The organism is Dyella terrae, from assembly GCF_022394535.1.
GTDB lineage: Bacteria > Pseudomonadota > Gammaproteobacteria > Xanthomonadales > Rhodanobacteraceae > Dyella.
This window is the reverse complement of record NZ_CP089414.1, coordinates 3,180,678-3,202,745: the sequence shown is the minus strand read 5'-3', so window position 1 is coordinate 3,202,745 and position 22,068 is coordinate 3,180,678. Positions and strand designations below refer to the sequence as shown.

20 protein-coding genes and 1 pseudogene are annotated in these 22,068 nt (G+C 62.5%); 8 read left to right on the top strand and 13 right to left on the bottom strand.

Annotated features, from left to right (window positions below):
- Nucleotides 1-5 precede the first annotated feature (5 nt).
- The 3 genes and pseudogenes from DYST_RS13955 to DYST_RS24340 form a co-directional block, all read left to right on the top strand.
- Entirely contained in the window at nt 6-719 is a 714-nt protein-coding gene (locus DYST_RS13955) for a hypothetical protein (protein ID WP_239946297.1), read from the top strand.
- 54 nt (nt 720-773) lie between these two features.
- Complete coding sequence (locus DYST_RS13950) at nt 774-956, top strand: hypothetical protein (protein ID WP_239952196.1); 183 nt, start codon at nt 774-776, stop codon at nt 954-956.
- Nucleotides 910-1,275 (top strand): annotated as a pseudogene (locus DYST_RS24340) (class I SAM-dependent methyltransferase); the annotation flags it as partial. The gene DYST_RS13950 and the pseudogene DYST_RS24340, both read left to right, overlap by 47 nt.
- A gap of 275 nt (nt 1,276-1,550) precedes the next feature.
- Here DYST_RS24340 and DYST_RS13940 read toward each other — a convergent pair.
- Nucleotides 1,551-2,753, bottom strand: coding sequence for a hypothetical protein (locus DYST_RS13940; protein ID WP_239946296.1), 1,203 nt, complete (start codon nt 2,751-2,753; stop codon nt 1,551-1,553).
- Between the two features lie 169 nt (nt 2,754-2,922).
- Here DYST_RS13940 and DYST_RS13935 point away from each other — a divergent pair, with 169 nt between their 5' ends.
- Entirely contained in the window at nt 2,923-3,084 is a 162-nt protein-coding gene (locus tag DYST_RS13935; RefSeq protein WP_239946295.1) for a hypothetical protein, read from the top strand.
- A gap of 62 nt (nt 3,085-3,146) precedes the next feature.
- Here DYST_RS13935 and DYST_RS13930 read toward each other — a convergent pair whose 3' ends face one another.
- From DYST_RS13930 to DYST_RS13900, 7 genes are all read right to left on the bottom strand, one after another.
- On the bottom strand, nt 3,147-3,533 hold the full coding sequence (locus tag DYST_RS13930) for a GtrA family protein (protein WP_239946294.1): 387 nt from the start codon (nt 3,531-3,533) through the stop codon (nt 3,147-3,149).
- Nucleotides 3,533-4,492, bottom strand: a complete 960-nt coding sequence (locus DYST_RS13925) for a class I SAM-dependent methyltransferase (protein ID WP_239946293.1) — start codon at nt 4,490-4,492, stop codon at nt 3,533-3,535. The genes DYST_RS13930 and DYST_RS13925 overlap by 1 nt, the downstream gene beginning before the upstream one ends.
- A gap of 58 nt (nt 4,493-4,550) precedes the next feature.
- Nucleotides 4,551-6,515 (bottom strand): NAD-dependent epimerase/dehydratase family protein, encoded by a 1,965-nt coding sequence (locus tag DYST_RS13920; protein ID WP_239946292.1) that lies wholly within the window; start codon nt 6,513-6,515, stop codon nt 4,551-4,553.
- On the bottom strand, nt 6,508-7,374 hold the full coding sequence (locus DYST_RS13915) for a transketolase family protein (RefSeq protein WP_239946291.1): 867 nt from the start codon (nt 7,372-7,374) through the stop codon (nt 6,508-6,510). The genes DYST_RS13920 and DYST_RS13915 overlap by 8 nt, the downstream gene beginning before the upstream one ends.
- Nucleotides 7,375-7,421: 47 nt before the next feature.
- Entirely contained in the window at nt 7,422-8,336 is a 915-nt protein-coding gene (locus tag DYST_RS13910; RefSeq protein WP_239946290.1) for a transketolase, read from the bottom strand.
- Nucleotides 8,337-8,531: 195 nt separating this feature from the next.
- Nucleotides 8,532-8,783, bottom strand: coding sequence for a hypothetical protein (locus tag DYST_RS13905; RefSeq protein WP_239946289.1), 252 nt, complete (start codon nt 8,781-8,783; stop codon nt 8,532-8,534).
- Nucleotides 8,784-8,861: 78 nt separating this feature from the next.
- Nucleotides 8,862-10,865, bottom strand: a complete 2,004-nt coding sequence (locus tag DYST_RS13900; protein ID WP_239946288.1) for a bifunctional 2',3'-cyclic-nucleotide 2'-phosphodiesterase/3'-nucleotidase — start codon at nt 10,863-10,865, stop codon at nt 8,862-8,864.
- Between the two features lie 184 nt (nt 10,866-11,049).
- Between DYST_RS13900 and DYST_RS13895 the strand changes: the two genes are divergently transcribed.
- Complete coding sequence (locus DYST_RS13895) at nt 11,050-12,774, top strand: LTA synthase family protein (protein WP_239946287.1); 1,725 nt, start codon at nt 11,050-11,052, stop codon at nt 12,772-12,774.
- 120 nt (nt 12,775-12,894) lie between these two features.
- On the opposite strand, the gene nagA is transcribed toward DYST_RS13895, so the two are convergent.
- From nagA to DYST_RS13870, 5 genes are all read right to left on the bottom strand, one after another.
- A complete protein-coding gene (gene nagA / locus DYST_RS13890) occupies nt 12,895-14,049 on the bottom strand; it encodes an N-acetylglucosamine-6-phosphate deacetylase (protein WP_239946286.1) in 1,155 nt (384 codons plus the stop codon).
- The gene (locus DYST_RS13885; RefSeq protein ID WP_239946285.1) at nt 14,049-15,083 is read right to left on the bottom strand and encodes an SIS domain-containing protein; all 1,035 of its coding nucleotides are present in this window, start codon (nt 15,081-15,083) and stop codon (nt 14,049-14,051) included. Before DYST_RS13885 ends, nagA begins: the two co-directional genes overlap by 1 nt.
- A 54-nt stretch (nt 15,084-15,137) precedes the next feature.
- Nucleotides 15,138-16,190 carry a LacI family DNA-binding transcriptional regulator gene (locus DYST_RS13880; RefSeq protein WP_239946284.1) on the bottom strand — a complete coding sequence of 351 codons (1,053 nt, stop codon included), beginning with the start codon at nt 16,188-16,190 and terminating at the stop codon, nt 15,138-15,140.
- Nucleotides 16,191-16,278: 88 nt separating this feature from the next.
- On the bottom strand, nt 16,279-17,565 hold the full coding sequence (locus tag DYST_RS13875) for a sugar MFS transporter (protein WP_239946283.1): 1,287 nt from the start codon (nt 17,563-17,565) through the stop codon (nt 16,279-16,281).
- Nucleotides 17,566-17,574: 9 nt separating this feature from the next.
- Nucleotides 17,575-17,961, bottom strand: coding sequence for a hypothetical protein (locus tag DYST_RS13870; protein WP_239946282.1), 387 nt, complete (start codon nt 17,959-17,961; stop codon nt 17,575-17,577).
- 62 nt (nt 17,962-18,023) lie between these two features.
- Here DYST_RS13870 and glk point away from each other — a divergent pair, with 62 nt between their 5' ends.
- The 3 genes from glk to DYST_RS13855 all read left to right on the top strand — a co-directional run bounded on the left by glk (nt 18,024) and on the right by DYST_RS13855 (nt 22,013).
- Entirely contained in the window at nt 18,024-19,109 is a 1,086-nt protein-coding gene (glk, locus tag DYST_RS13865) for a glucokinase (RefSeq protein ID WP_428993913.1), read from the top strand.
- Between the two features lie 95 nt (nt 19,110-19,204).
- A complete protein-coding gene (locus DYST_RS13860) occupies nt 19,205-21,016 on the top strand; it encodes a TonB-dependent receptor plug domain-containing protein (protein WP_239946281.1) in 1,812 nt (603 codons plus the stop codon).
- Nucleotides 20,898-22,013 (top strand): TonB-dependent receptor domain-containing protein, encoded by a 1,116-nt coding sequence (locus DYST_RS13855; RefSeq protein ID WP_239952118.1) that lies wholly within the window; start codon nt 20,898-20,900, stop codon nt 22,011-22,013. The genes DYST_RS13860 and DYST_RS13855 overlap by 119 nt, the downstream gene beginning before the upstream one ends.
- Nucleotides 22,014-22,068: the final 55 nt, after the last annotated feature.

The window sequence follows — 22,068 nt, the reverse complement described above, 5'->3', positions numbered from 1 at the left end:
ACCAGTTGCGCGACGCGGTACCCAGTCCGCAAGCGCAGAATCTGGCCGTCACACTGCTGGCCGCCTATGGCGCCTCTTCGTATTTCCTTGGTCGCAGCCATGACAACAACCTTCTGAACATCAGCGTGTTTTTCGTGCTCCTGCTCCTGGCGGTGCGCATGGTGATACAGCCGAGACTGTTGCGCGTGGCGGCCTGCGGGATGCTGGCCTGCTTGGTGGCCTATCCCGTGCTGGCCAACTGGAGTACGTGGGGCGGCATTCTGAAGGATGGAGCTTTTGCCAAGTTCCAGCCCAATCGCATTGTGGCGGGTTTCAGCTACGTCGATCCCGCCGGTATGAAAGCCATGCAAACCATGATGGGAGCGTCGTCCCCGGAGGTTTCGGCGGAAGATGCGGCGCGTGGCATGCGGACCATTTACACGCAATTCCACGAGCCCGTGGTCGTGTTGGATCCAGCCCTGTCGCTGGAAGCGGGCGAAGCGGGCAGTGCATGGAGTGCGTTCCATGGTCCTGAGAACTACGGTTACTTGCCGTCGCCTCTCCGGCGGCAATTTCTCACGGCAGTTGCCGCAAGGCTCCGGGCAACCGGGTGGGTTCTCGTAAAGCGGGATTACCAAGCTGAGGATTTGCTTGCAGATTTCGATGCGGTTTATCGCCGTGACCGCATGATGGACTTCGGAACCTACTACGCTATCCGATACATCCCGAGATCCGAATAGAGCGCCGCTCCGACATGGGCGCCGTTGCGCCCATTGATTGCAGCCGGTACGTCCATGCCCAAGGAACGTTTTAAGCCCATCCCCGTCAAGGCGCCTTCTGCGAATCGGATGGTGTTTCAGATACGTTGCCTGATCGATCTGCAACTAAAGACGATCGTGCATTACCTGCGACCCGCCATGACTGGCCTGAGTGGCGAGATCCTGGACGTTGGCGCGGGGGGATTCACCTTGGCGTGAATGGCTGCCAGCGGGCGCCAGGTACACTGGCCTGGATATTGGGAATGCTGACGAATTCGGCATGGGGATGGGGCGCCAAGACATCACATACTACGATGGCCGGAGCATGCCTTTTCCTGACGGCAGCTTCGACGGTGCGCTCTGCATCGAAGTACTTGAGCACGCGCAGGATCCGCAGGAGTTGATGGCGGAGATATCGCGATGCCTGCGCAGCAGCGGCGTCCTGCTGCTATCGGTTCCCTGGTCGGCGCGCCGGCACCATATACCGCATGACTATCACCGGTTCACTCGCGAACGCCTAGAGGCGTTGCTGGAGGCGAACGGGTTCAGCGATATCTTCATTGCTGAGCGCGGGACGGACATCGACGCGATCGCCAGCAAACTGGTCGTGTTGTCCATGCGCCTGGCACCGCGGCGCTTGTCCCTCGGGTCGATTCTTTCGCTGCCGCTCTTTTTGATGGCAGCACCAGTGACGTGCGCGTTCCTGGTGTGCGCGCACGTGTCTGCTTTGCTTGGCCTGGGGGCACGCGAAGATCCTTTGGGATATTTCGCGCGCGCCGTGAGGCGTTGATGCTCCGAGGCTGATCGCGTGGGTCAACGGGCCCTGTAGATCTCGTACATCGAATAGTCGGAATAACCCTGGACGGGTTCGAAGTTCGCCTTGATGTAGTCATCGATCAAGGGGTGTGTGTTTTTGTAGCGAAGCTCTTCGCGATTATCCAGCGCAACATCCCAGATCAGGACGAAGCCGGGCTTGGCCGCGTCCAATCGTGCGATCTCCTCGCGTTGGAACGCCTCGGTGCGCGGCCATGCGGTATAGATTTCCAAAGTCGGCGATTTGGTTCCGAGCAATGCGTTGACGCCCGGCTGCATCGGGGTGACGAACGCACTGCGCCCGTTGGGCGCGAAGTCGTGCTGGAGCTTGAGGAACAACGTAACGTCGTCCACCGTGCGACGATCTGCGCGAAGCTGATCCTTTCCGATGGTGATTCTTGGGCAGTTCCTGGCGCCCATGCACTTCCAGCCCTGGTGGTCGGGCAGCATTGCCAACAAGCTGAGTGCGCACAGCGGCAGGAGGATCAGAGTTCGCTTCCAGCTACTGGATATCCCCGCGAGCACGCAAAGGCCGATCAGCGTCGGCATGATCCCGAGTGCAAGATGCTCGGGGTCTGCGCGCGAGAAGCTGTAGTGTGCGTAGGGGAGGGCAAGGAACGCACAAGCCACTAGTGCTGGCTGCACGGACTGCCGCTTCCATCGGCGCACCAGCACTACGATGGGCGCCACTAAACCGAAGACCAGCATGGTAAGGAAGAACAGGCCTATCACCAGTTCCCTGAGGTTGTACATGCTGGGCTCAGCCCAGAAAGGCGAGCTCCACGGCCACGGTATCGGCAGCGGGAGATTGGTGGACTTCACCTCGAAGATGAACTTGATGCTGTCGATGAACGCCGCCGTGAAACCGTGGGCGAACAGCATGGTGGCGAACATGGGGAGATAGCCGACCCCAACACCCGCCATGAACCAGCCAATGCCGCGACGCCACTGCATCCAGTTTTCGCAGCGAAGGGCAAGGTAGAAGAGGATGCCGGCGCTCCCTGCTGCACCATACATGCCGTGGTTACGGCCGAAGTAGGCCACCAGACCGAGCGTCAGGCCGCTCAGGAAATAGTTGGGGGACGTTGGGCGCCGGACCAGTTGGGCGATAGCGGCGACCAGTGCAATGGAGGCGGTGATGTCGAACGCCTTGTGCCGCGGTGCGAGTGCCCAGGTCGCAAGCGTGAGCGCGCAGACGACCATGAACCAGAATCCCCCACGCAATGGTCTCAACGGGGGCAATCGTGGCGAGGGCGGCGGACACCCCCAGGACCTGCATCAGCGTCAGGGAGTAGCGGAGCGCCAAGATGCCCTGCGACCCGGCAAGGTGCATTAGCGCTGCACTCCAGTAATAGCGGCCGGGGTCGTAGGCTTGGAAGTCGCGGATCGGCACTTCACCGGCCAGTACGCGTTGCGCCCCATACCAGAGATAACCTTCATCCGCGAGGCTGAAACCCTGGTGGCCTTCCCAGGCAAAGAAGACCGCTACGGTGATGAAGCCGAGCACAGTCGCCAGCCAGACATTCCCCTTTGAATGCCCACCGTCGACGCTTGTCCATCCACGCGACTGGTTGGTATCGACTGTTGCCTGTCTATTCATGAAGGATCCTGGTTGCGAGGCTGGCCGAAGACGTGCCTGGACATGACGTAAAACGAAAGCACGGCCATCACCGGAGTGAGCAGAACCTGACTTACGATGGGGTCGAGTCCAGTCTCCAATAGCGCGCGAAGCGCTACATAGTTGACAAGGTAGAGGCCGAAATAGGCTGCGACGAAGCGTGGCAGTCGGCCAAGCGCGACTTCAGAAAAGACCAAGTGCCCGGTGGTAAAGAAGTTGAACGCGATGCCCGCCGCATTGCCGCCCACGAGAGCAGCCCATATCGGCAGGCCCATCCAGACCAGCAGCGAGTAGGCGCCAAGTCCGAACAGTGTATTGAGCAACCCAACGAGCAGAAAACGGACGAATCGCCGGTCAAACGTCATCAAGCGACGTCCTGCCTGGTCAAGGGACGGAAGCCGGCGACGATCGTGTTGCCCACATTGAAGGTCAGCTTGCGTCGGCCAAGTCCCACGGCGTCCTCCCCCCTGATGATTGAACGCTTCAGAGCGGGAGGCAGGGGCAACAGGCGAGTCCAGTAAGACAGCGCATATCGATTGGCAAAAGGCCGGGCCCGCACATTCACGTAGCCGGCACGACGAAACAGTTCAGCGATGCTTTGCGGCGAGAACAGCTGCATGTGTTCGACGTCGATGATCGGTGAGCGGCGTCCAAGGATGCGGTTGACCGCGCTCCGGTAGTTGTGGGTAACCGTCACGAACGCGCCACCGGGCCGCAGAAGGCGCAGGACGGACTCGGCGATGTCCAGCGGATCACGCACGTGCTCGAGCGTCATGAAGCAGCAGATCAGGTCGAAGGACTGGGGCTCGAAATCCTCCTCGCGGAAGATGCCCTCCCTAATCCAGGGGCGTCGGTGTGCCGGTGCGCTTTCGACCGCAGCGGTGGATGGCTCCACGCCCACAAGAGTGTCGAAGCCGGCGCCGGCAAGTCCTTCGAGCAGCACGCCGGTCCCAGTACCGATTTCCAGCGCCGCGCCGCGGCCCACCTTGCTCAGCACAGGCTGAAGCTCACGCAGGTACGCGGCAGCGGCGTCGTTGGCTTCCTCGGCGCTGTCGTAGTCGGCGACGTGGTAGGCAGCCGCAAGCGCTTGCTGCGACGGCGGTTGGTCAACGTAGACCAAGTCACAGCGTAGGCACTGGATCATGCGGTAGTTGAGAAACTCAGGCTCCTTGCGCGATGCGAAGCTGAATTCATTGAGGCGCGCGGGGTCGATCTTTTCCTCAAGGAACGTACGCGCGTGCTCCGACGAACTTCCGCACACAGGGCATGTGCGCGTGCGTCGATCGGAGAGGTGTGCAGGTTCTTGCCGAGGTTCCTGTTGCATTCCAAGGTGTCCAGACATCGGGTTCATGTTGCCAGCGAGCGAGTGCCGAGGTGGGGTTCTAGTGCCTACCTGGCTTGGCCGCCTGGTCCGTGACCACGCCGTGCCTGATCAGCGCGGCACGTATCAGCCGCGGCCTTCCCTTTACCTCTATCAATATCTTCCCGATGTACTCGCCCACCAGACCAATGCCGAAGAGGTTGAGTGAACCGAACATCAGAATGGAGATGAGCAGCGTGGTGGCGCCGCGCGGTGCCACGTCGGGCCAGATCAGGCGCATCGCAGCCACCACGATGGCAGCGACGATGGAGATGCCGAGCAGAGTCAGGCCAGCTGTCGTCAGCATCGTGAGGGGCACGTTGCTGAAGGAAAAGATGCCTTTCTTCGCCCAGTCGATGTTCTTCGTGAACGTGTTTGTGGTGCGGCCGAACATCCGCTCCGGGCGGACGTAGTCGACACCGGTCTGGCGGAAGCCGACGTAAGCGCGCAGGCCACGCATGAACAGGTCGCGCTCGGGACAGGACAGCAGCCACTGCACGACCTTGCGGTCGATCAGTGAGAAGTCGCCGGCATCGAGCGGAATCGACACATAGCTGAAGGCGGCGAACACGCGGTAGAACGCCTTGTACAGAAGACCCCAGTGCCACGGCATTTCACGCTGGATGCGTCGCCCGTACACCACGTCAAAGCCTTCTTCCCATTTGTGATAGAAGTCCTCGATCAGCTCTGGCGGATCCTGCAGATCGCCATCGAGCAGCACGACGGCATCCTTCGACGCCAGTTCCATGCCGCTGCGGAAGGCCATTTGCGAGCCGAAGTTACGCGAATGCGAGATGCCGATGACGTTTGGGTCTTTGGCCGTGATCTCCCGGATGACTAAGGCGCTATCGTCGGGGCTGCAGTCGTTGACGAAGATGATCTCGTGGTCCACGCCCAAGCGCCGGAAAGTCTCCTTCAGGCGCTGGTACATCACGGGGATCGCAGGTTCGTCCTTGTAGCAGGCGATGATCGCCGAGACGCTGCGACGGCGCTTGTTGGTGGAGCGCTTCGACAGTTGGGCGAGGTCCTCTTCCGAGAGTGTCTCCACCCACTTCCCCATGGCCTTTAGTCCTTCGGCCAGAGAAATGTCAGCGCGCCAGCCGAGCAGATTCTCAGCTTTGGACGGGTTGGAGTACCAATCGGCGAGATCCCAGGCGCGTGCCTCCATCGAGCCGAAACGCGCCTCCTCGGAAACGCCGAATAGGTCGCGGGTCAGTACGGCCAGTTCGCCGATGGTGGTGCATTTTCCGGAGCCGATGTTCAGGCTTTCGCCGTAGAGATCGGGGTTCATCTTTGCGGCGGCGTAGATGAATGCACGGCACACATCGTCCACGTGCACGAAGTCACGAGACGTACGCGCATCAACGAAGGGCGGCAAGGTACCAGACAGCGCCTTGCGCAGCAGGTTGGGGATCAACCGCGATCCATCCTCGAGAGGACCGTAGACGGAGTAGAGCCGGAGATTCGTGCAGGGGAAGCGCCGCTCCTTGCCCATGTAGCGCAGGTACTCGGCGCACGCCACCTTCGATACGGCGTAGTGGCTGTTGGGATCGCAGCGATCCTCCTCGACCGGGCCTGCACTGTTGGTGCCGTACTCGGAAGAGCTGCCGGCATGGACGAACGCCGCGAGCGGGCGATCGGCCAGCAGGGTGGTCAGGCTGACGATCGACTCGAAGTTCGTCGCGTAGATGAGCCGGGGATCCTGTTCGAATGAATAGGCGCCATAGGCAACGCAATCGAATACCGTGCGCGGTCCAAGCTGTTCGACAAGGTGCTTTTGCGCAGCGGCATCATTGAGGTTCGCCGTTACGATGTTGGCGTCCGGTGCGCCTTCCAGTCGCCAGTTGCGCCCGTTCTGCACGACGGCATAAACGTCGCTGCGCTGCGCCAGGATCGTGTGGAAAAGGTTTGCGCCGACGAAGCCACCGCCGCCAGTAATCAGGATGGGACCCTGGAGGGCCCGAATGTGTTCGATCAGGTCACTCATGAGCGTTCAAAAGGTCCAGGGCGCCAAGGAGGCTCGGTGCATCGAGGCCCGACTGCTTGCGCAAATAAGCTTGCGAGCCGTACTTCGCGTAGTGATGGGCGCGCGCATGCAGGTGCACGAGTTGGGCGAACACCCTATGTTCGAGCAAGTAACGCGCGAGATCTGAGCCGAAGCCGCCATGGGCGACGTGCTCCTCGGCAACGCATACCCGGCCGCAGCGGGCGATCTGAGCGAGCAACGCGTCAGGAGGCGGGTTTAGGCTGAGTGGAAGTTCGGACAGCGCCCAGAGATTGGGGCGCCGCTCCTCCGGGAGCGCCGACAGCGCTGCGATATAAGTGCCCGCGAGTGGGCCCACGGCAATCACAGGCGGGCCGCTTCCGACGACCAACGGGCGCCACGCCTCGTAGGCAGGCACGATGTAACCGGCGGGCGGCTCGCCCCTGCCAAGCCGGAGGTAGGCCGCCCGATCGTCACCGCCCGCGCGCTCCACAACCATGCCGACGTCTTCGTCGAACACGGGGGCATACACGCGCATGTTGGGCAAGGTAAGGAGGATGCCGTAGTCTTCGATCGCATGATGGGTCGGGCCCATTACGCCGTAGCCATAGCCGCCGCCGTTGCCGATGAGACGCACGGGCAATCGGTGGAAGGCGATGTCGTTGCGGATCTGTTCAAACGGGCGCGCATAGCAGAAGGGCGCGATGCTGTACGCCCAAGCATCCAACCCCTGCCGGGCCATGGCGGCTGCCACGGAAATCATGTTCTGTTCGGCGACGCCGGCGTTGATGAAGCGCTCACCCAGGGTGGACTGCAGGGGTTCGAGGGCCATGAACCCGAGGTCGCCGGTGAGAAACACCATGCGGGGGTCCGCCGCGCGCGCCACCAGTGCATCGCATAACTGCTTTCTCATGCGCGGGACAACTCTCCAATGGCCTGTAGATAGTCTGCTTCTTTGAGCGGCAGGTAGTGCCATTCCATGCGATCTTCCATGAAGGAAACGCCCTTACCCTTGATGGTCTGCAGGATGATCACCTTCAACTTGTCCGTCGGTGTGTCCAACGCCGTGCGCATGGCATCGAGGTCGTGTCCGGGGACAACCAGCAGGTCAACGTCGAAGCCCTTGAGCCGCTCATGCAGTGGGAACATCGAGGCAACGCTGTTGGTATCGCCGAAGCCCTGCAGGCCGTTGTGGTCGACCAGGATCGTGAGATTGGTCAGGCGATGATGGGCGGCGAAGATGAGGGCCTCCCACGTCGAGCCTTCTTGCCACTCGCCGTCCGACGTCAGGCAATAAGTGTGCCCTTGCGCTCCCTTCAGACGCACAGCAAGCGCGGTTCCGGCGGCCAGCGAAAGTCCGTGGCCCAGGCTGCCCGTCGCAAACAAAATGTCCGGGATGCCGTTAGCAGGCGGGTGCCCCGCAAGCAAGGTGTCGTCGCGGTGGAAGGTGGCGAGATCCTCGTCCGCAAGTTTTCCCGCGCTCCACAGCGCCACGTACAGCGCGCCCGCGGAGTGACCCTTGGAAAGCACGAACGCGTCCTCGGCCCCGATCCGCTCATTGAACAGCAAGGCGAGCGCATCGATGGCTGATAGATTCCCACCGATGTGGCCGACGCCACTTTCAAAGTGCATCTGAAGCAGCCGCCTGCGGATGGCAGCCAGTCGCGAGGTGTCGAGCAATGACGTCATGTAAGCCTTTTGTGGTGCACGGTTGCCACGGTGTCTCGGGGAGTTTTCCGCGGCATCGCCAAGCTCCCGTACAGGGGCGTGTAAGGCGCCGGCGCCGAGGCGTCTTGGTGGCAAGTGCCCATCGGGGGCAGCCATGCCAGGGATTGTTCTGTGTAATTGCTCATGCTTGTGCGGTGGCGCCCATGCGTTCCATACGGAGCAACGGGCCCTCCCCCGGGTCAGGACAAAGGCTAAAGTCTAAGCCTTTACGGCCAAATTAACAGATTGCAGGGGCGCCCATCCCGGATGGCGCAGCAGGAGCTGCCGCCATGCGTGTGCCCTGAGTTAGCGCTAGTTGCCGTTGCCCCAGCGCCAGCGCGCCGGCTCGCCCTTGAGCCAGCAGACAAGCAGCAGAACCGCGGTGAGAGCCGCGGCGTAGAGCACAAACCAGCCGTGTGAATGGTCGGCCTTCAGCCATGCTCCACCACCGGCCAGCAGGGCGATGTACGCGCCCAGCACCAGCAGCCCTTGCCAGGTGGTGGGAAATCCCCAGCCCCAGCCGTAGCGCTTGGCGGGAAACCAGTACTTCTGTTCGCCTTGCATCGGACGCCTCCCGGCATGCCTAAGGGACACGCGCGGCGGAGTCTACGCCGCCGCGCGTCTGATGCCAGTGCTGAGTGCTCAGTGCGACAGGTCGATGGCGTATTCCGCGGTGCCGTCGCCGTTGTCCTTCAACTGGCGGATGTTCTTCAGTCCCGCTTCGCGCGCCACGTCCTGCTTGCCGGTGGCTGCCTTGAACACCACTTCACCGCGCGTCTTCACCGGCACGAAATGCCACGAGGCAGCGGGCAGATCCTTGGCGGTGAGCGTCTGCTTTTTCTGCAGCCACTTGGCCAGGATCTCGCGTGCGCCGTCCGGTGCGGCCAGCACGACGTTGCTGCCGTCCAGGCCGGGGAAGGTGCCGCCGCCGCTGGCGCGGTAGTTGTTGGTGGCAACGACGAAGGACTGGTCCGGTTTCACCGGCTTGCCCTTGTAGGTGAGTTTGACGATGCGCTCGCCGACCGGCTTGGTCACGTCGATCTGATAGCTCAGGTCACCCTGGATCTGGTCGAAGTTGTAGCCGGGCAGGCGGTCGCCGATGAGTTGTTGCTCGCCTTCCTTGGTCGGGTCGATGCGATTGAAGCGCTCGGCCGACTTCTCCAGCCATGCCTTGAGCCCGGCGCCATCCACCTTCACCACCGCGAGCGTGTTCGGATAGAAGTACAGGTCCGCCGCGCTGCGCAGGGTAAGCGGCCCGGTGGCGACGTCGGTGTAGTCATCCGGGCCGCCGAAGCCCGTGCGGAACGCCGCCGCAGCTGCCAGTACCGGCACTTTCGCCAGTTCCGGGTGGGTCTTGGGCAACTCGCTCTGCACGTAGTCGCGCATGGCGGCGTTGATCGGCGCGAGCGCGGTCATGTTGCCTTCGTCAGCGAAGTAGCTGCTCAGGTGCACGCGCGTCTCGCCGATGGGCGTGTTCACGTAAGCCACGGCTGCTTCATGCGCCTGCTGCACCAGCGGGGCGATGGCTGGGTCGGCCGGCACGCATTCGTTCTTCTTCGGACAGATGGGGCGCACTTCGCTATGCGTCTGGCTGTCGTCGATCACCCAGTGGCCGTCCTTGCGCTGCAGGGCCAGATCGATCACGCCCAGGTCCTTGCCGAAGAAGCCGCCCATCACGGCAGGCTTGCCCTGCACGAAGCCGCGCTCGGCATCGACGCCCTTCATGCCCTTGTAGTGCGGGCCGGGGAATTCGGTATGCGAGTGGCCGAGCAACACCACATCGATGCCCGGAATACCGGCGAGGTACCAACCGCCGTTCTCCATATCGGGCGTGTAGGGCGCCGTATTGAGGCCGCCGTGTAGCACTGCGACGACGATGTCGGGATGCTGCGCCTGCAGTTCGGGCAGGTACTTCTGCGCCGCCTCGACCACGCCGGTCACGGTGACCTTGCCGGCCAGGTTCTGCTTGTCCCAGTCGAGGATCGGTGGCGGCGTGAAGCCGATGATGCCCACCTTGAGCGGCACCTTGTGGGTGCTGCCATCGGGCGCAGTGACAGTGATGTCCTTCTGCACCACCGTCCACGGCTTGAAGATCGGCGCGCCGTCGCGCGTGCTGAATACGTTGGAGAGCACCAGCGGGAAGTGCGGGCCGGCGCAGCGGTCTGTATGGCCGCCATCCACGTTCATCGGCGTGCCGGTGACCTGCGAAAGAAAGCCCAGGCCATAGTTGAACTCGTGGTTGCCGGCGGTACCGCCGTCGTAACCCATCGCATCCATGGCCTTGTAGATGCCGAGCTCCTGATCGCAGCCAACCGGCTTCACCAGGGCCTGGTAATCGGCCAGCACGCTGCCCTGGATGGTGTCGCCGCTGTCGAACAGGAAGCTGTTCGGGTACTGCTCGCGAGCGCGACGGATCAGGGTGGCCACCCGCTCATAGCCCACCGAATCGTCCTCGCGCTGCTTGTAATAGTCGTAGCTGAGCACGTTGGAGTGGACGTCCGTGGTCTCCAGGATGGCCACTTGGGCGTGGCTGCCGTTGGGCAGGGTGGCCGTGTGGCTGGTTGTCTGGCTGGCGCAGCCGGCCAAAACAGCGGCGGCAAGAGCGGCGAGGGGAAGGAGGCCAAACGGGAGAAAACGAGGGGTCATGGGCCTGTCCATGGAGGGGCAAGGGGGGCAAACCTAGCAGATCGGCAAGTCATCTTGCCGCGCAACGGCCGCTGAACCGCTTCAGGCCGCCATTTGGCCGTTGCCCGCCATTGTGCATGTGACAGCGGCAAGTCCGTAGAATTGCCACCAAATGACACCGGGCCGAACAGGGGGCCTTCCGCACATGCCGCAACAATCGCTTCGCTTCCTGCGGAAAAGTGGGCCGTGGCTGCTAGCCGCGGGTTTCTTCCTGTTTTGCGTCAACATGACCGCGCTGCGCGAGCCTGCACTGCTGCAGCAGGCATTCGTCATCGCCCTGATGGTCTGTGCGTTCGGCATGTTGCTGTCGGCCTTCGCGCGCCCAGCCACCGCGCTGGTGCTGAGCGGCGGCTTGTTCCTCGGACTGAACTTCCTGTCCGTGATGAAGCTGCGTTATCTCGATTCACCGCTGATGCCGGCGGACTTCATCTACTACGCGCGCAGCAGCTTGCTCGAAACACTGGGGCACTACCCGCACCTGTGGATGCTGTCGCTGGTGGTGTGCGTGGTGACGCCGCTGGCGCTGTGGGCGGTGTGGCGTTTTGATCGCCGGCTGCTGGCCCAAACCCGGCCGAGTCGCGCTTGGGTGATGCGCCTGAGCGGCGTGGCGGTGTGGGCGTTCGCGTTCTGGATCTGCCTGTTGCCCAACGGGCCGTTCGCCGAAGTGCATGCGAAAAACGTGTGGGAGAAGCTCTCCGACGACGCGCAGATCACCAACTTCTTCGTCAATTTCAGTGATTCGGACGTCCGCCTGCCGGCCATGGGCGACGACGCGCAGGCCGAGCAGGACTGGGGCTCCACCGCGTCGGGCGAGCCGGCGGCGATCCCGCGCTCAGCGGACTCGTATCCGGATATCGTGCAGGTGCTGGAAGAAAGCACCTTCAATCCTTCCAACTTCACTCAGTGCAATATCCCCGAGTGCCGCGTGGCGATGTTCAAGACCGATGTGCGCACGCGTGGCACAGGTCCGATGCGCGTACACACCTTCGGCGGCGGCACCTGGGTCAGCGAGTTCGCTACGCTCACCGGCATGCCGCAGGACATCTTCGGCCCCGGTGGCATGTATGCGCCCTACGTGCTCGCACCGCACGTGCAGGACAGCCTGCCGCGCCAGCTGCAGCGCCTGGGCTATCTCACCATAGCGATCTATCCGACCAATGGTGCTTTCCTCAACGGCCGTAACGCCTACAAGGCGTATGGCTTCGACCAGTTCTACGACGCCAATCAGCTGGGCCTGGAGGAGTGGGAGGAAACCGACAAGCAGATGTTCGACGCGGCCAAGCGCATCTACGACAAGGTGAAGAAGCCGGGTCAGCCGGTATTCGTGATGATTCTGACGCTGGCGCAACATGGCCCGCACGATACCGATCCGCTGTCGTCGCTGCCGGCGCCGTTCAACAAGGGCGTGCTCAAAGGCCTGCCGACGCGGGAGTCGCTCAACTTCAACACGTACCTGTCGAACCTGCACAACTCCGACGCCGCGATGAGCGGGCTGGAGCACGATTTCCTCGATCGTGCGCAGCCAACAGTGATCGTGCACTTCGGTGACCACCAGCCTTCCTTCAGCGGCCTGATCAAGACGATGCCGCGCACGTGGCCGGATGCGTTGTCCTCGTACAAGGACTACCTCACCTACTACATGATCAAGAGCAACTTCCATGGCGCGTCGCTGCCGACGTATCCAATGCTCGACATCGCGTTGTTGCCGAGCATGGTGCTGCAGGCGGCGGACTTGCCGACCGATCCGTATTTCTCAGCGGCGATTTCGTTGCGCACCCGCTGCAATGGTCTGTACACCGATTGCGCGCAGCCGGGGCTGGTGAAGTCGTATCACGCGTGGATCTTCAATCGACTGCACGTGTACGAGTAAGCGCAAGCGAAAGCCAGCAACAATGCGTCATCCCCGCGAAGGCGGGGATCCAGCGACGTTAGGCGGGTTGAAAGCAAAGTCACTGGATCCCCGCCTTCGCGGGGATGACGCACAAACCGCTCAGACGTCGTAGCGCACTCCGGAAATCCAGGTTTCCTTCACCACCAAGCCATCGTCCAGCACCGCGAAGTCCGCGCGCTGCCCGGCAACGAGACGGCCGTGCGTGCGATCCAGGCCGAGCCACGCGGCGGGATAAGCACTCGCCATGCGCGAGGCCTCGGCCAGTGGCAGGCCGACCATGTCCACCAGGTTGCGCACGCCGGTCGCCATGTCCAGCGCCGAACCGGCGAGCACACCCGTATCGCTCTGGCAGATGCCGTCGCGGGCGATGATGGTTTGGCCGTTGAGCACGTATTCCGGGTTGTCCGAGCCCACCGGCGGCATCGCATCGGTAACCAGCACGCTCTTACCCGCCGCCTTGGCGGCGATGGCCACGCGCAGCGCGACGGGGTGCACGTGATGGCCGTCGACAATCAGGCCGCACCAACTGTGCGGGTCGTCCAGCGCGGCACCGACCACGCCGGGTTCGCGGCTGCCGAGCGGCGTCATGGCGTTGTACAGATGGGTGAAGCCGCACACGCCAGCATCGAGCGCGGCGCGCGTGGTGGTGTAGTTGGCGGCGGTGTGGCCAGCCACTACGCGAACGCCAGCCTCGCTGAGCTGACGGATGGTATCGAGCGGCACTTCTTCCACTGCCAGCGTCAGCATGACCACGCCGCGACGGTTGCGCGTGATGGCGGCGATGTCTTCCGCGTCGGGCAGGCGGAACAGGCTGGCGTTATGGATGCCTTTGCGTGCAGTGGCGAGGAAGGGACCTTCCAGGTGGATGCCGAGCACACCGGGCACGCCCTGTTCGATAGCTGCATCCACGGCATCGAGCGCCTTGCTCATCACCTCGGCGGTATCGGTGATCAGCGTGGGCAGGAAGCCGGAGGTGCCGTACTTGCGATGCGCCGCGCCGATGGCTGCCAGTGCATCCACGGTGGGCTCGGCGTTGAATAGCACGCCGCCACCGCCATTGACCTGCACGTCGATAAAGCCCGGCAGCAGCAGGCGGCCTTGCAGGTCATGCGTATTCGCGCCGGCAATGCGCGGATCGTCGACGCGGGTGATCGCCTCGATGCGTTCCCCGCGTATCAACACCGCCAGACCGTCCTGCGGACCGTGGTCAGTGAGCACGCGACCATTGATGAGCGCGGTAAGGGGCGTCGCCATTACATCGTCTCCGTAACCTTGCGCAGGTGCGGCGGCACGTCGGGGTCGTAACCGCGCGCCAGCGACAGCGCGCTGGCAGCGCGATAGAAACTCTGCACGGCAAGCAACGGCGACACGATGGGCGCGATGTTGTCGGGCAACGGCAGCTTGTCCGGATCATGGTTGCCCGGCGCCGCGATGAACACACGGGCACCGCGCGAGCGGAACTCGTTGGCGACTGCCATGGTGTTGTCCAGCGTGCCGTCGTCCTGTGCAAAGAACAGCACCGGAAAACCATTGCCGACGAGCGCCATTGGGCCATGCTTCACTTCGGCTGCGCTGAAGGCTTCCGCATGCAGGCCGCAGGTTTCCTTGAGCTTGAGCGCAGCTTCCAGTGCGCCGCCGAAGCCGTAGCCGCGGCCGACCACGAACAGGCTGCTGGCTCCGGTGAGGCCTTCGGTCATGGCGCTCCAGTCGCAATCCCAGCCGCGGCGCAGATCGTCGGGCAGGCGATTCACGACATCATGCAGCGTCTGATCGTCGCTCCAGTGTGCGGTGAGCTGTAGCACGGCGGCGAGCGTGGCGAGGTAGCTCTTGGTGGCAGCGACGCTCAGTTCCGGGCCGGCGCGCAGCGGCACGAAGGTATCGGCCATCTGCGCCAGCGGGGAATCCTCCACGTTCACCAGCGCCACCACATGTGCGCCAGCATCCTTCGCGGCTTGCGCGCTGCGCAGTAGGTCGGGGCTCTTGCCCGACTGCGAGATGGCGACGAACAGCGCGCCGTCCAGATGCAGGTCCGCGTCGTAGATGGACGAGATGGACGGCGACGCCGAGGCCGTAATCAGGCCCAAGCGCGTCTCGAAGACATACTTCGCGTAAGCGGCAGCGTGATCGGAGCTGCCGCGTGCGCAAGTGACGATGAAGCGGGGAGGCCTGGCCCGGAGCTGCTCACCCAGTTTCTTGAGGATGGGCGCGTTCTCACGCAGCTGGCGCTCGACCACGGCGGCCGCTTCATGGGCCTCGCGGTACATCAGGGTGGAGCTGGCTTCCTTCATCGTCTATCTCTTGGTATGCGTGTGGGCGCACACCGCAAAGGTCGAGGCGTGGCCTCAACTCTTGCGTGGCGTCGGGGTTTGCGGTGGCGCAGTGGAGCCGCGCACGACCAGTTCGGGTACGAAACATTCGCTGTGCGGCAACTCCACGGCCGCACCGGCCTTGCGTTGCAGTTCGGCCATCAGTTGCAGCGCGGCGTGGCGGCCGATGTCGCTGGTGGACTGACGCGCGGTGGTAAGCGCCGGCCATGCCTGCTTGGAGAACGGGCTGTCCTCGAAGCCGGCAATGGAAAGATTCCACGGCACGTCCATGCCGCTCGAACGCGCAGCGGCGAGTACGCCGGCTGCGATCTCATCGTTGCTGCCGAAGATCGCGGTCGGCGGATCCTTCAGCGCGAGCAGCTTGCGCGCGCCGCGGAAACCGTCGTCGAATGCGTAGCGGCCGGGCAACACCAGCTTCTTGTCCATCGGCAAGCCGTACTCACGCAGCGCGTCGGCGTAGCCCTGGTAGCGCTCCGGGCTGGACCGGTGGTGCGGCTCGCCCCACAGGAAGCCGATGCGCTTGTGGCCCATCTGAATCAGGTGTTCGGTGATGGCGTACGCCGCGCTGCGGTCGTCGATGTAGACGCAGGGGGCGCCGTCATGAGGATCTTCGCGCGAGGAAATGATGCGGACGAAGCTGACGTCATTGTCGATCAACGTGTTGATCAACTCGGCCTGTTCCGACATCGGCGGCGCCAGCACCAGGCCAGCGAGGCGATTGCGCTCGACCAGCGCGCACAGTTCCGCAGCCAGATCGGGCGAGGACGAATCGCAAGGGTGGATCAGCAGCCCGAAGCCGCGTTCGCGGCAGGCGGACAACACGCCGTCCTGCATGCTGATCACGTAGTGCGCGTTCGGGTTGTCGTACACCAGCCCGATGGCATAGGCATGCGTACTGCGCAGGCCGCGCGCGGAAGGGTTGGGCTGGTAGCCCAGCGCCTCGATCGCCCGCTCAACCTTTTCGCGCGTATCGGCGCGAACGGAGGCCTCGTGGTTGATCACACGCGAGACAGTCTTGAGCGAAACGCCCGAACGCTTGGCGACGTCCTTGATGGTGGGGTTGCGCAACTTGGAAACTCCGGCAATACGGGAAGTGGCATCGTAGCCCAGCGGGCCTTTGCCTGCGGATGGCGCGCGTGGCGCGCCGTCCCAAGGCTCAGCGCGCGTGCTGGCCCACGCGGTGCCCCCTCACGCCGTAGTACAGGATGTACAGGTAGCAGGGCACCATCAGCGCCATGAATACCAGCTGGAAGTTGTAGTGCTGTTTCAGCGTCGCGAAGAGCTTAGGTACCAGGCCGCCGCCGACGATGCCCATGATGAGCAGGGCGGAACCGCGCTCCGTCAGTCGACCGAGACCATGGATGGCAAGCGGGAAAATGGCTGGCCACATCATCGCGTTAGCAAAGCCCAGCGCCGCCACGAAAGCCACCGAGGTGTATCCGCTAGTCACATAGGCGCCTATGGTAAACAGCACGCCGAGCACCGCTGAAACCGCGAGATAGCTCTGCTGCGAGATGAACCGCGGGATCAGCACTAAGCCCGCTATATAGCCAACCAGCATCGCGATCAGGGTGAACGAAGTGAAATGCGTGGTTTCTGCTAGCGGTAGGCCAAAGCCCTGTCCGTAGGTGCCTATGGCGTCGCCAGCCATCACTTCCACGCCCACGTAGAGGAACAAACACAGCACGCCAAGCCATAAATGAGGGAAGCTGAAGATGCCCCCTTTGGCATGGCCGATGTCGGCCTCGCTGTTGGCGCCAGCCGGCTTGATCTCCGGTAGTGGCGATCGGACCACCCAGATCGCAAGCAACACCAGCAATGCCGCCATGACCATGTACGGCATATGGACCTTCGCAGCGAAGGCGCTGAGTAACGCGTCCTTAGCCTCAGGTGTTGGTGCGGCCTTGACCTGATCGGGGAGGCTATCGATTCCCTTGAGTACGAGGGCACCAAATACCACCGGCGCAAGTGCGCCGGCGACTTTGTTACAGATGCCCATAAAGGCGATGCGCTGCGCTGCGCTGTCGATGGGGCCGAGAATGCTGATGTAGGGGTTAGATGCGGTCTGCAGCAGTGCCAGGCCGGCACCGATGACAAACAGCCCCATCAAGCCCGGGTAGTACACGCGCATGCTGATGAACTGGCCGAACATCACTGCGCCGACAGCCATGATGAAGAGGCCAAGCGCCATGCCCTTCTTCATTCCGGTAAGTCGAAGCACGTACGACATGGGAATGGCGAGGACGAAGTACGAAAGATAGAACGCCTGCGGCACGAGAAAGGCGTTCACGTCATCTAGGTTGAAGGCCAGCTTCACGAAGGTGATCAGCGGGCCGTTGAGCCAGGTGACGAAGCCAAAGATAAAGAAGAGCACGCCGATGATGAGCATCGGCACGACGCTAGAAGAGCGCGACTCGCCGGCGGCAAGCGTTGTGGCAGACATGGATGGACTCTACTCCCCGCGGATTGCCGCTGAACGATGGGCCTGGACAGGCCCGATTCCCCCGAAAGGCCTTCCCCCTCCCGAAGGGTAGAGGAAACGGCAAGCGTCGTTATCAACGCTAAGCACAACGTTGTCAAATTTTGTCACGAACAAGCCATCGAAGGGTGTCACGACCACTGTCCGAAATGCCCCCCATGGCACGGCCGCATGCTGCATCGCGGCAGTCGTGAGATGTTGGCGGTCGGTACCCTCGTGTTTGTTATAAAAGCCTTTATTTACATCGTGTTGTGCTGCATCAAGTAGTTGCACGAAGAGCGTCATTTTATGCGATTGCTGGTGTGCGCCAAATCGTTGTTTCGCATGATAAAACGTCGTATTGACAACGTTGTCATCCAAGTCAAGACTCCGGCCAAAATCGGGGCGGGCGTCGTGCAGTGCGGCGCAGACATGGCGAGGGGATGGCGGTGGCGCAAAGCGGTAACCACAGTCTGGATACACGTCGGCTGCCCCTCCTGCAGGGGGCTTTCCTCGCTGCGGACGTTGGGGGGACACACGCTCGCATCGGGCTGGTGAGTCGCCAGCCTGACGGAACGCGTCCAGTGACGGTGCTGCAATACCACCGCTATGCGTGTGCCGAGTGGCCGAGCCTGACCGCGGTGCTGCAGGACTTCGTCGGTCAGTTGGATCATTCCGTGCACGTCGACCGCTGTGCGGTGGCGAGCGCTGGTTACGTGTTGGGCGACGCCATCGTCAACGACAACCTGCCGTGGCCTGTCTCCATCCGCGAGATCCGCGACAGCCTGGGCATCGATCAGCTGGCGGTAGTCAACGACTTCGAAGCCGTGGCCTACGCCACCCAGTTCCTGAGCACGACCGACACCACCGCCGTGATCGAGAGCGAAGCGCCGGCAGCCGAAGGCCCGGTGCTGGTGATGGGTCCGGGCACGGGGCTGGGTTCGGCGGTGCTGCTGCCCGGTCATCCGCATGCGACGGTGCTGGCCACCGAAGCGGGCCAGATCGCGCTGGCGCCGGGCAACGAACGCGAGATCGAGATTCTTCGCTACCTGGCGCGCGACCGCGCCTACGTGTCCTTCGAACACGCCCTGTCGGGGCCGGGTCTGCTCAACCTGTATCGCGCACTGTGCGCGCTGCGAGATCAAGCACCGGTACTGACCCAGCCGAGCCAAGTGACGCAGGCGGCGCTGGAGCGCAGCGACGCGGCGGCAGTGGAAGCGCTGGACGTGTTCTGCGGTTTGCTGGGCAGCTTTGTCGGCGATCTGTGCCTGCTGTATGGCGCACGCGGGGGCGTGTTCCTGGCCGGCGGCATTCTTCCGCAGATCCGCGATGTGCTGCTCACCAGCAGCTTCCGCCAGCGTTTTTTCAACAAAGGCGTCATGCGCGCCTTTCTGCAACAGGTTCCCGTACGACTGATGGAGCACGGCCAGCACGGTGTCATTGGCGCCGCCGGGCTGTTCATCGATTTGCAAAACCGAGAGGGCGCCGCCGCGGGCCCTCGCGCCGGGGAGAGCGCAGTACCCATGTAGTTCCAATCAATCCAACCGGGCACATGCCCAACCGACACGTTGCAGCCGACGTCCCACAACGTTTTCTGCAGTGAAGCCTTCGAGGGGAGGACACCATGTCACATCGCAAGACACTGCTCGCCGCCAGCATCGTTGCCGGACTGTGTATTTCCATGTCGCTTCATGCGCAGGACGCGCAGCAGACCGGTACCACCCCGCCAACGTCCAGCACTAATCCCACGACGAACCCCACGACGAACCCCAATGCCAATGCGCAGCAGGCGCCGGACCAGTCGCAGGCCAAGCAACTGGCAACGGTCACCGTTACCGGCATCCGCGCCAGCTTGCAGGCATCGCTGGATACCAAGCGCAATGCCGATGCCATCGTCGATGCCATCACGGCGACGGATATCGGCAAGTTCCCGGCGACCAACGTGGCCGAAGCGCTGGCGCAGATCCCTGGCGTTACGCTGGATCGTCTCTTTGGCGCCACGCAGCGCGTAAGCATCGATGGCATCGACCCCAGCCTCAACAATGCGTTCCTTGACGGCCACCCAGTGGCCCAGGCGATGTGGCTGTATGGCGATAGCCCGAACCGTGGCTTCAACTATTCACTGCTGCCGCCGGAGATCCTGGGCCAGCTTGAGATCTTCAAGACCCCGGAAGCCCGCTTGCCGGAAGGTAGCCTGGGCGGCACGGTGTTCATGCATACGGTGCAGCCGCTGGATGTGCCTTCCAACACGCTGACCGGTTCGTTTGGCGTGAACTACAACGACATGGTGGACAGGCAGCGCCCGAATGGTTCGGTCTTCTATAGCTGGCACAACGACGACAAGACCTTTGGTGTCGATGTTTCCGCACAGCATTACGAAGAGATCACCTCGCGCCAGGGCCAGGAAATCTTCGGTTATTCGACCGCCGGTTCGGTCGCGTCCGCTAATCCAGCCGTGGCATCGGAAATTGCCGCGGGAACCATCAAGGCCAGCGACCAGTTTCCTAACGAGTTGAACGTCGCTGATTTCCAGCAGACTGAGAAGCGCAACAGCGTCTTCGTCAACATTCAGTACAAGCCGAGCGACCATTTCGATAGCACGCTCAGCCTGATGTACATGAATGACAGCCTCAACAACATCAATACATCGCTCTATCCGATCGCCTCGGCCAGCCCCATCACCAGCTTGGGGCCAGCCAATTCGGCTGGTTTCATCACGTCCGGCTCCGTGGCCGGTACGGCCTGCTACCACAGCTTCAACTGCGCCAGCCCTGCGCTGACCTTTGAAGACAACGATGCGCGCGGTTCGTATGTGCAGACTCGCGGCATCGACTGGCGTGGTACCTACCGCGGTGATGGCTGGAGCCTCGGCGGCCAGGCAGGCGTGAGCACGTCACGCGACAACATTTCGCAGGCCTTCGAAGAGTTCTTCTATGGCGGCGGCTTCAACTGGAATACGGCCAAGGGCTTCAATTTCACGGAGCCGTCGCAAGCGAATAACCCGGGCTATTGGGCGGACACCATGGGCGGCGGCGGCAGCATTGCCTACAAGCCCTATAAGTCGAAGGATGCCTATGCGCAGATCGACTTCACCAAGCAGTTCGATGGCTTCTTCAACGAGTTGCTGGTTGGCGCGCGTTATGCGTCGCACTGGGAAAGCCAGAGCCTGATCGATTACTCGGGCCTTGGTGAGCAATCGCTGGAAGACGTGGGCTTTGGCGGACTGTCCAATCTGCAGGGCGCCAAGAGCATCGGCCTGGGGGGGCAGTTCGGTGCAGCACGTTGTCACCCAGGGCTACCAGTCCATCTTCAATGCGGTGCTCAGTCCCGACAACGGCCTCATCGCCAACAACGCCGTGCAGACGTACAACAACACGTTCAACATGCAGCAGAAGAACAGCTCGCTGTATGGTCAGGTCAACTTCGGCAACGATGACGTTCACGGCAACATCGGCGTGCGTTATGTCCATACGTCAATCACCGCGTATGGCTACAACGTGCCGCAAACCTGCACGACGTACGACTGCGTGCTGCCGGCGGGTTATGGTTACCTCGGTCAGACCAGCACGAACAACAACTGGCTGCCGGCGTTCAACATTGCATGGAACATCATGCCTGATCTGATCCTGCGTGGTGCCGGGTCAGAAACCGTGGCCTATGCGCCGTACAACGAATATGCACCGTTCTTCGAAGCCAACGACACGGTTGCTCCGCTGACGGCCGCGCAAGGTAACCCCAACCTCAAGCCCTATCGCTCGGTGAACTTCAACACCTCGTTGGAGTACTACTTCAACCCCGAATCGGTGATCGCTCTCTCAGGGTTCTACAAGAACGTCCTGAACTACGTGGTCAACCAGGCGTCGTTCGAGAACCGACAGAACGGTTCGTGGGCACAGATCGAGAACGGTACGGAAGGCAAATCGCTGGTCGCAGCAGGCGTCTGTACCGCGGTGGGCGTGTGCCAGTACAGCGTGTCCACGCCCATCAACGGTGGCCGCGCGACGGTCAAGGGTGCGGCGATCAGCTATCAGCAGGCCTTCGGTAGCAGCGGTTTCGGTCTGCGTGCCAACTACACCTACTCCGATTCCAAGACGGTGGCCGGTGGCCCGCTGCCGTACAACTCCAAGAACTCGTCCACCATTGCGCCGTACTTTGAAAAGGGCCCGTACACCGCCAGCATTTCCTACAACTGGCGCGGCGAGTACCTGGCTGGCGGCTACGTGGCCGGTGCCCCGGACTCGTACACGGGTTCGTTCAAGGAACTCGATGCCTCGGCGGGTTACCAGATCAACAAGCACGTCCAGTTGACCTTCAACATGCTCAACCTGCTGAACTCGAAGTACACGCAGTACTTCGGCCCGGGTACGACCGAGCTGGCCAACGAATACGTAAGTGGTCGCGAGTTCATGCTGGAGGCCCACTTCAAGCTCTGATGACTTGCACCTCCCCGGTACGGGCCTGGCGGCTTGCCAGGCCCTTTTTTTGTCC

Bases quoted from the DNA above. Each gene is read 5' to 3' on its own strand.
- DYST_RS13950 (WP_239952196.1), top strand. From the start codon at position 774: ATGCCCAAGGAACGTTTTAAGCCCATCCCCGTCAAGGCGCCTTCTGCG.
- DYST_RS13940 (WP_239946296.1), bottom strand. From the start codon at position 2,753: ATGGTCGTCTGCGCGCTCACGCTTGCGACCTGGGCACTCGCACCGCGG.
- DYST_RS13930 (WP_239946294.1), bottom strand. From the start codon at position 3,533: ATGACGTTTGACCGGCGATTCGTCCGTTTTCTGCTCGTTGGGTTGCTC.
- DYST_RS13925 (WP_239946293.1), bottom strand. From the start codon at position 4,492: ATGCAACAGGAACCTCGGCAAGAACCTGCACACCTCTCCGATCGACGC.
- DYST_RS13920 (WP_239946292.1), bottom strand. From the start codon at position 6,515: ATGAGTGACCTGATCGAACACATTCGGGCCCTCCAGGGTCCCATCCTG.
- DYST_RS13915 (WP_239946291.1), bottom strand. From the start codon at position 7,374: ATGGTGTTTCTCACCGGCGACCTCGGGTTCATGGCCCTCGAACCCCTG.
- DYST_RS13910 (WP_239946290.1), bottom strand. From the start codon at position 8,336: ATGGCTGCCCCCGATGGGCACTTGCCACCAAGACGCCTCGGCGCCGGC.
- DYST_RS13905 (WP_239946289.1), bottom strand. From the start codon at position 8,783: ATGCAAGGCGAACAGAAGTACTGGTTTCCCGCCAAGCGCTACGGCTGG.
- DYST_RS13900 (WP_239946288.1), bottom strand. From the start codon at position 10,865: ATGACCCCTCGTTTTCTCCCGTTTGGCCTCCTTCCCCTCGCCGCTCTT.
- DYST_RS13895 (WP_239946287.1), top strand. From the start codon at position 11,050: ATGCCGCAACAATCGCTTCGCTTCCTGCGGAAAAGTGGGCCGTGGCTG.
- nagA (WP_239946286.1), bottom strand. From the start codon at position 14,049: ATGGCGACGCCCCTTACCGCGCTCATCAATGGTCGCGTGCTCACTGAC.
- DYST_RS13885 (WP_239946285.1), bottom strand. From the start codon at position 15,083: ATGAAGGAAGCCAGCTCCACCCTGATGTACCGCGAGGCCCATGAAGCG.
- DYST_RS13875 (WP_239946283.1), bottom strand. From the start codon at position 17,565: ATGTCTGCCACAACGCTTGCCGCCGGCGAGTCGCGCTCTTCTAGCGTC.
- glk (WP_428993913.1), top strand. From the start codon at position 18,024: ATGGCGGTGGCGCAAAGCGGTAACCACAGTCTGGATACACGTCGGCTG.
- DYST_RS13860 (WP_239946281.1), top strand. From the start codon at position 19,205: ATGTCACATCGCAAGACACTGCTCGCCGCCAGCATCGTTGCCGGACTG.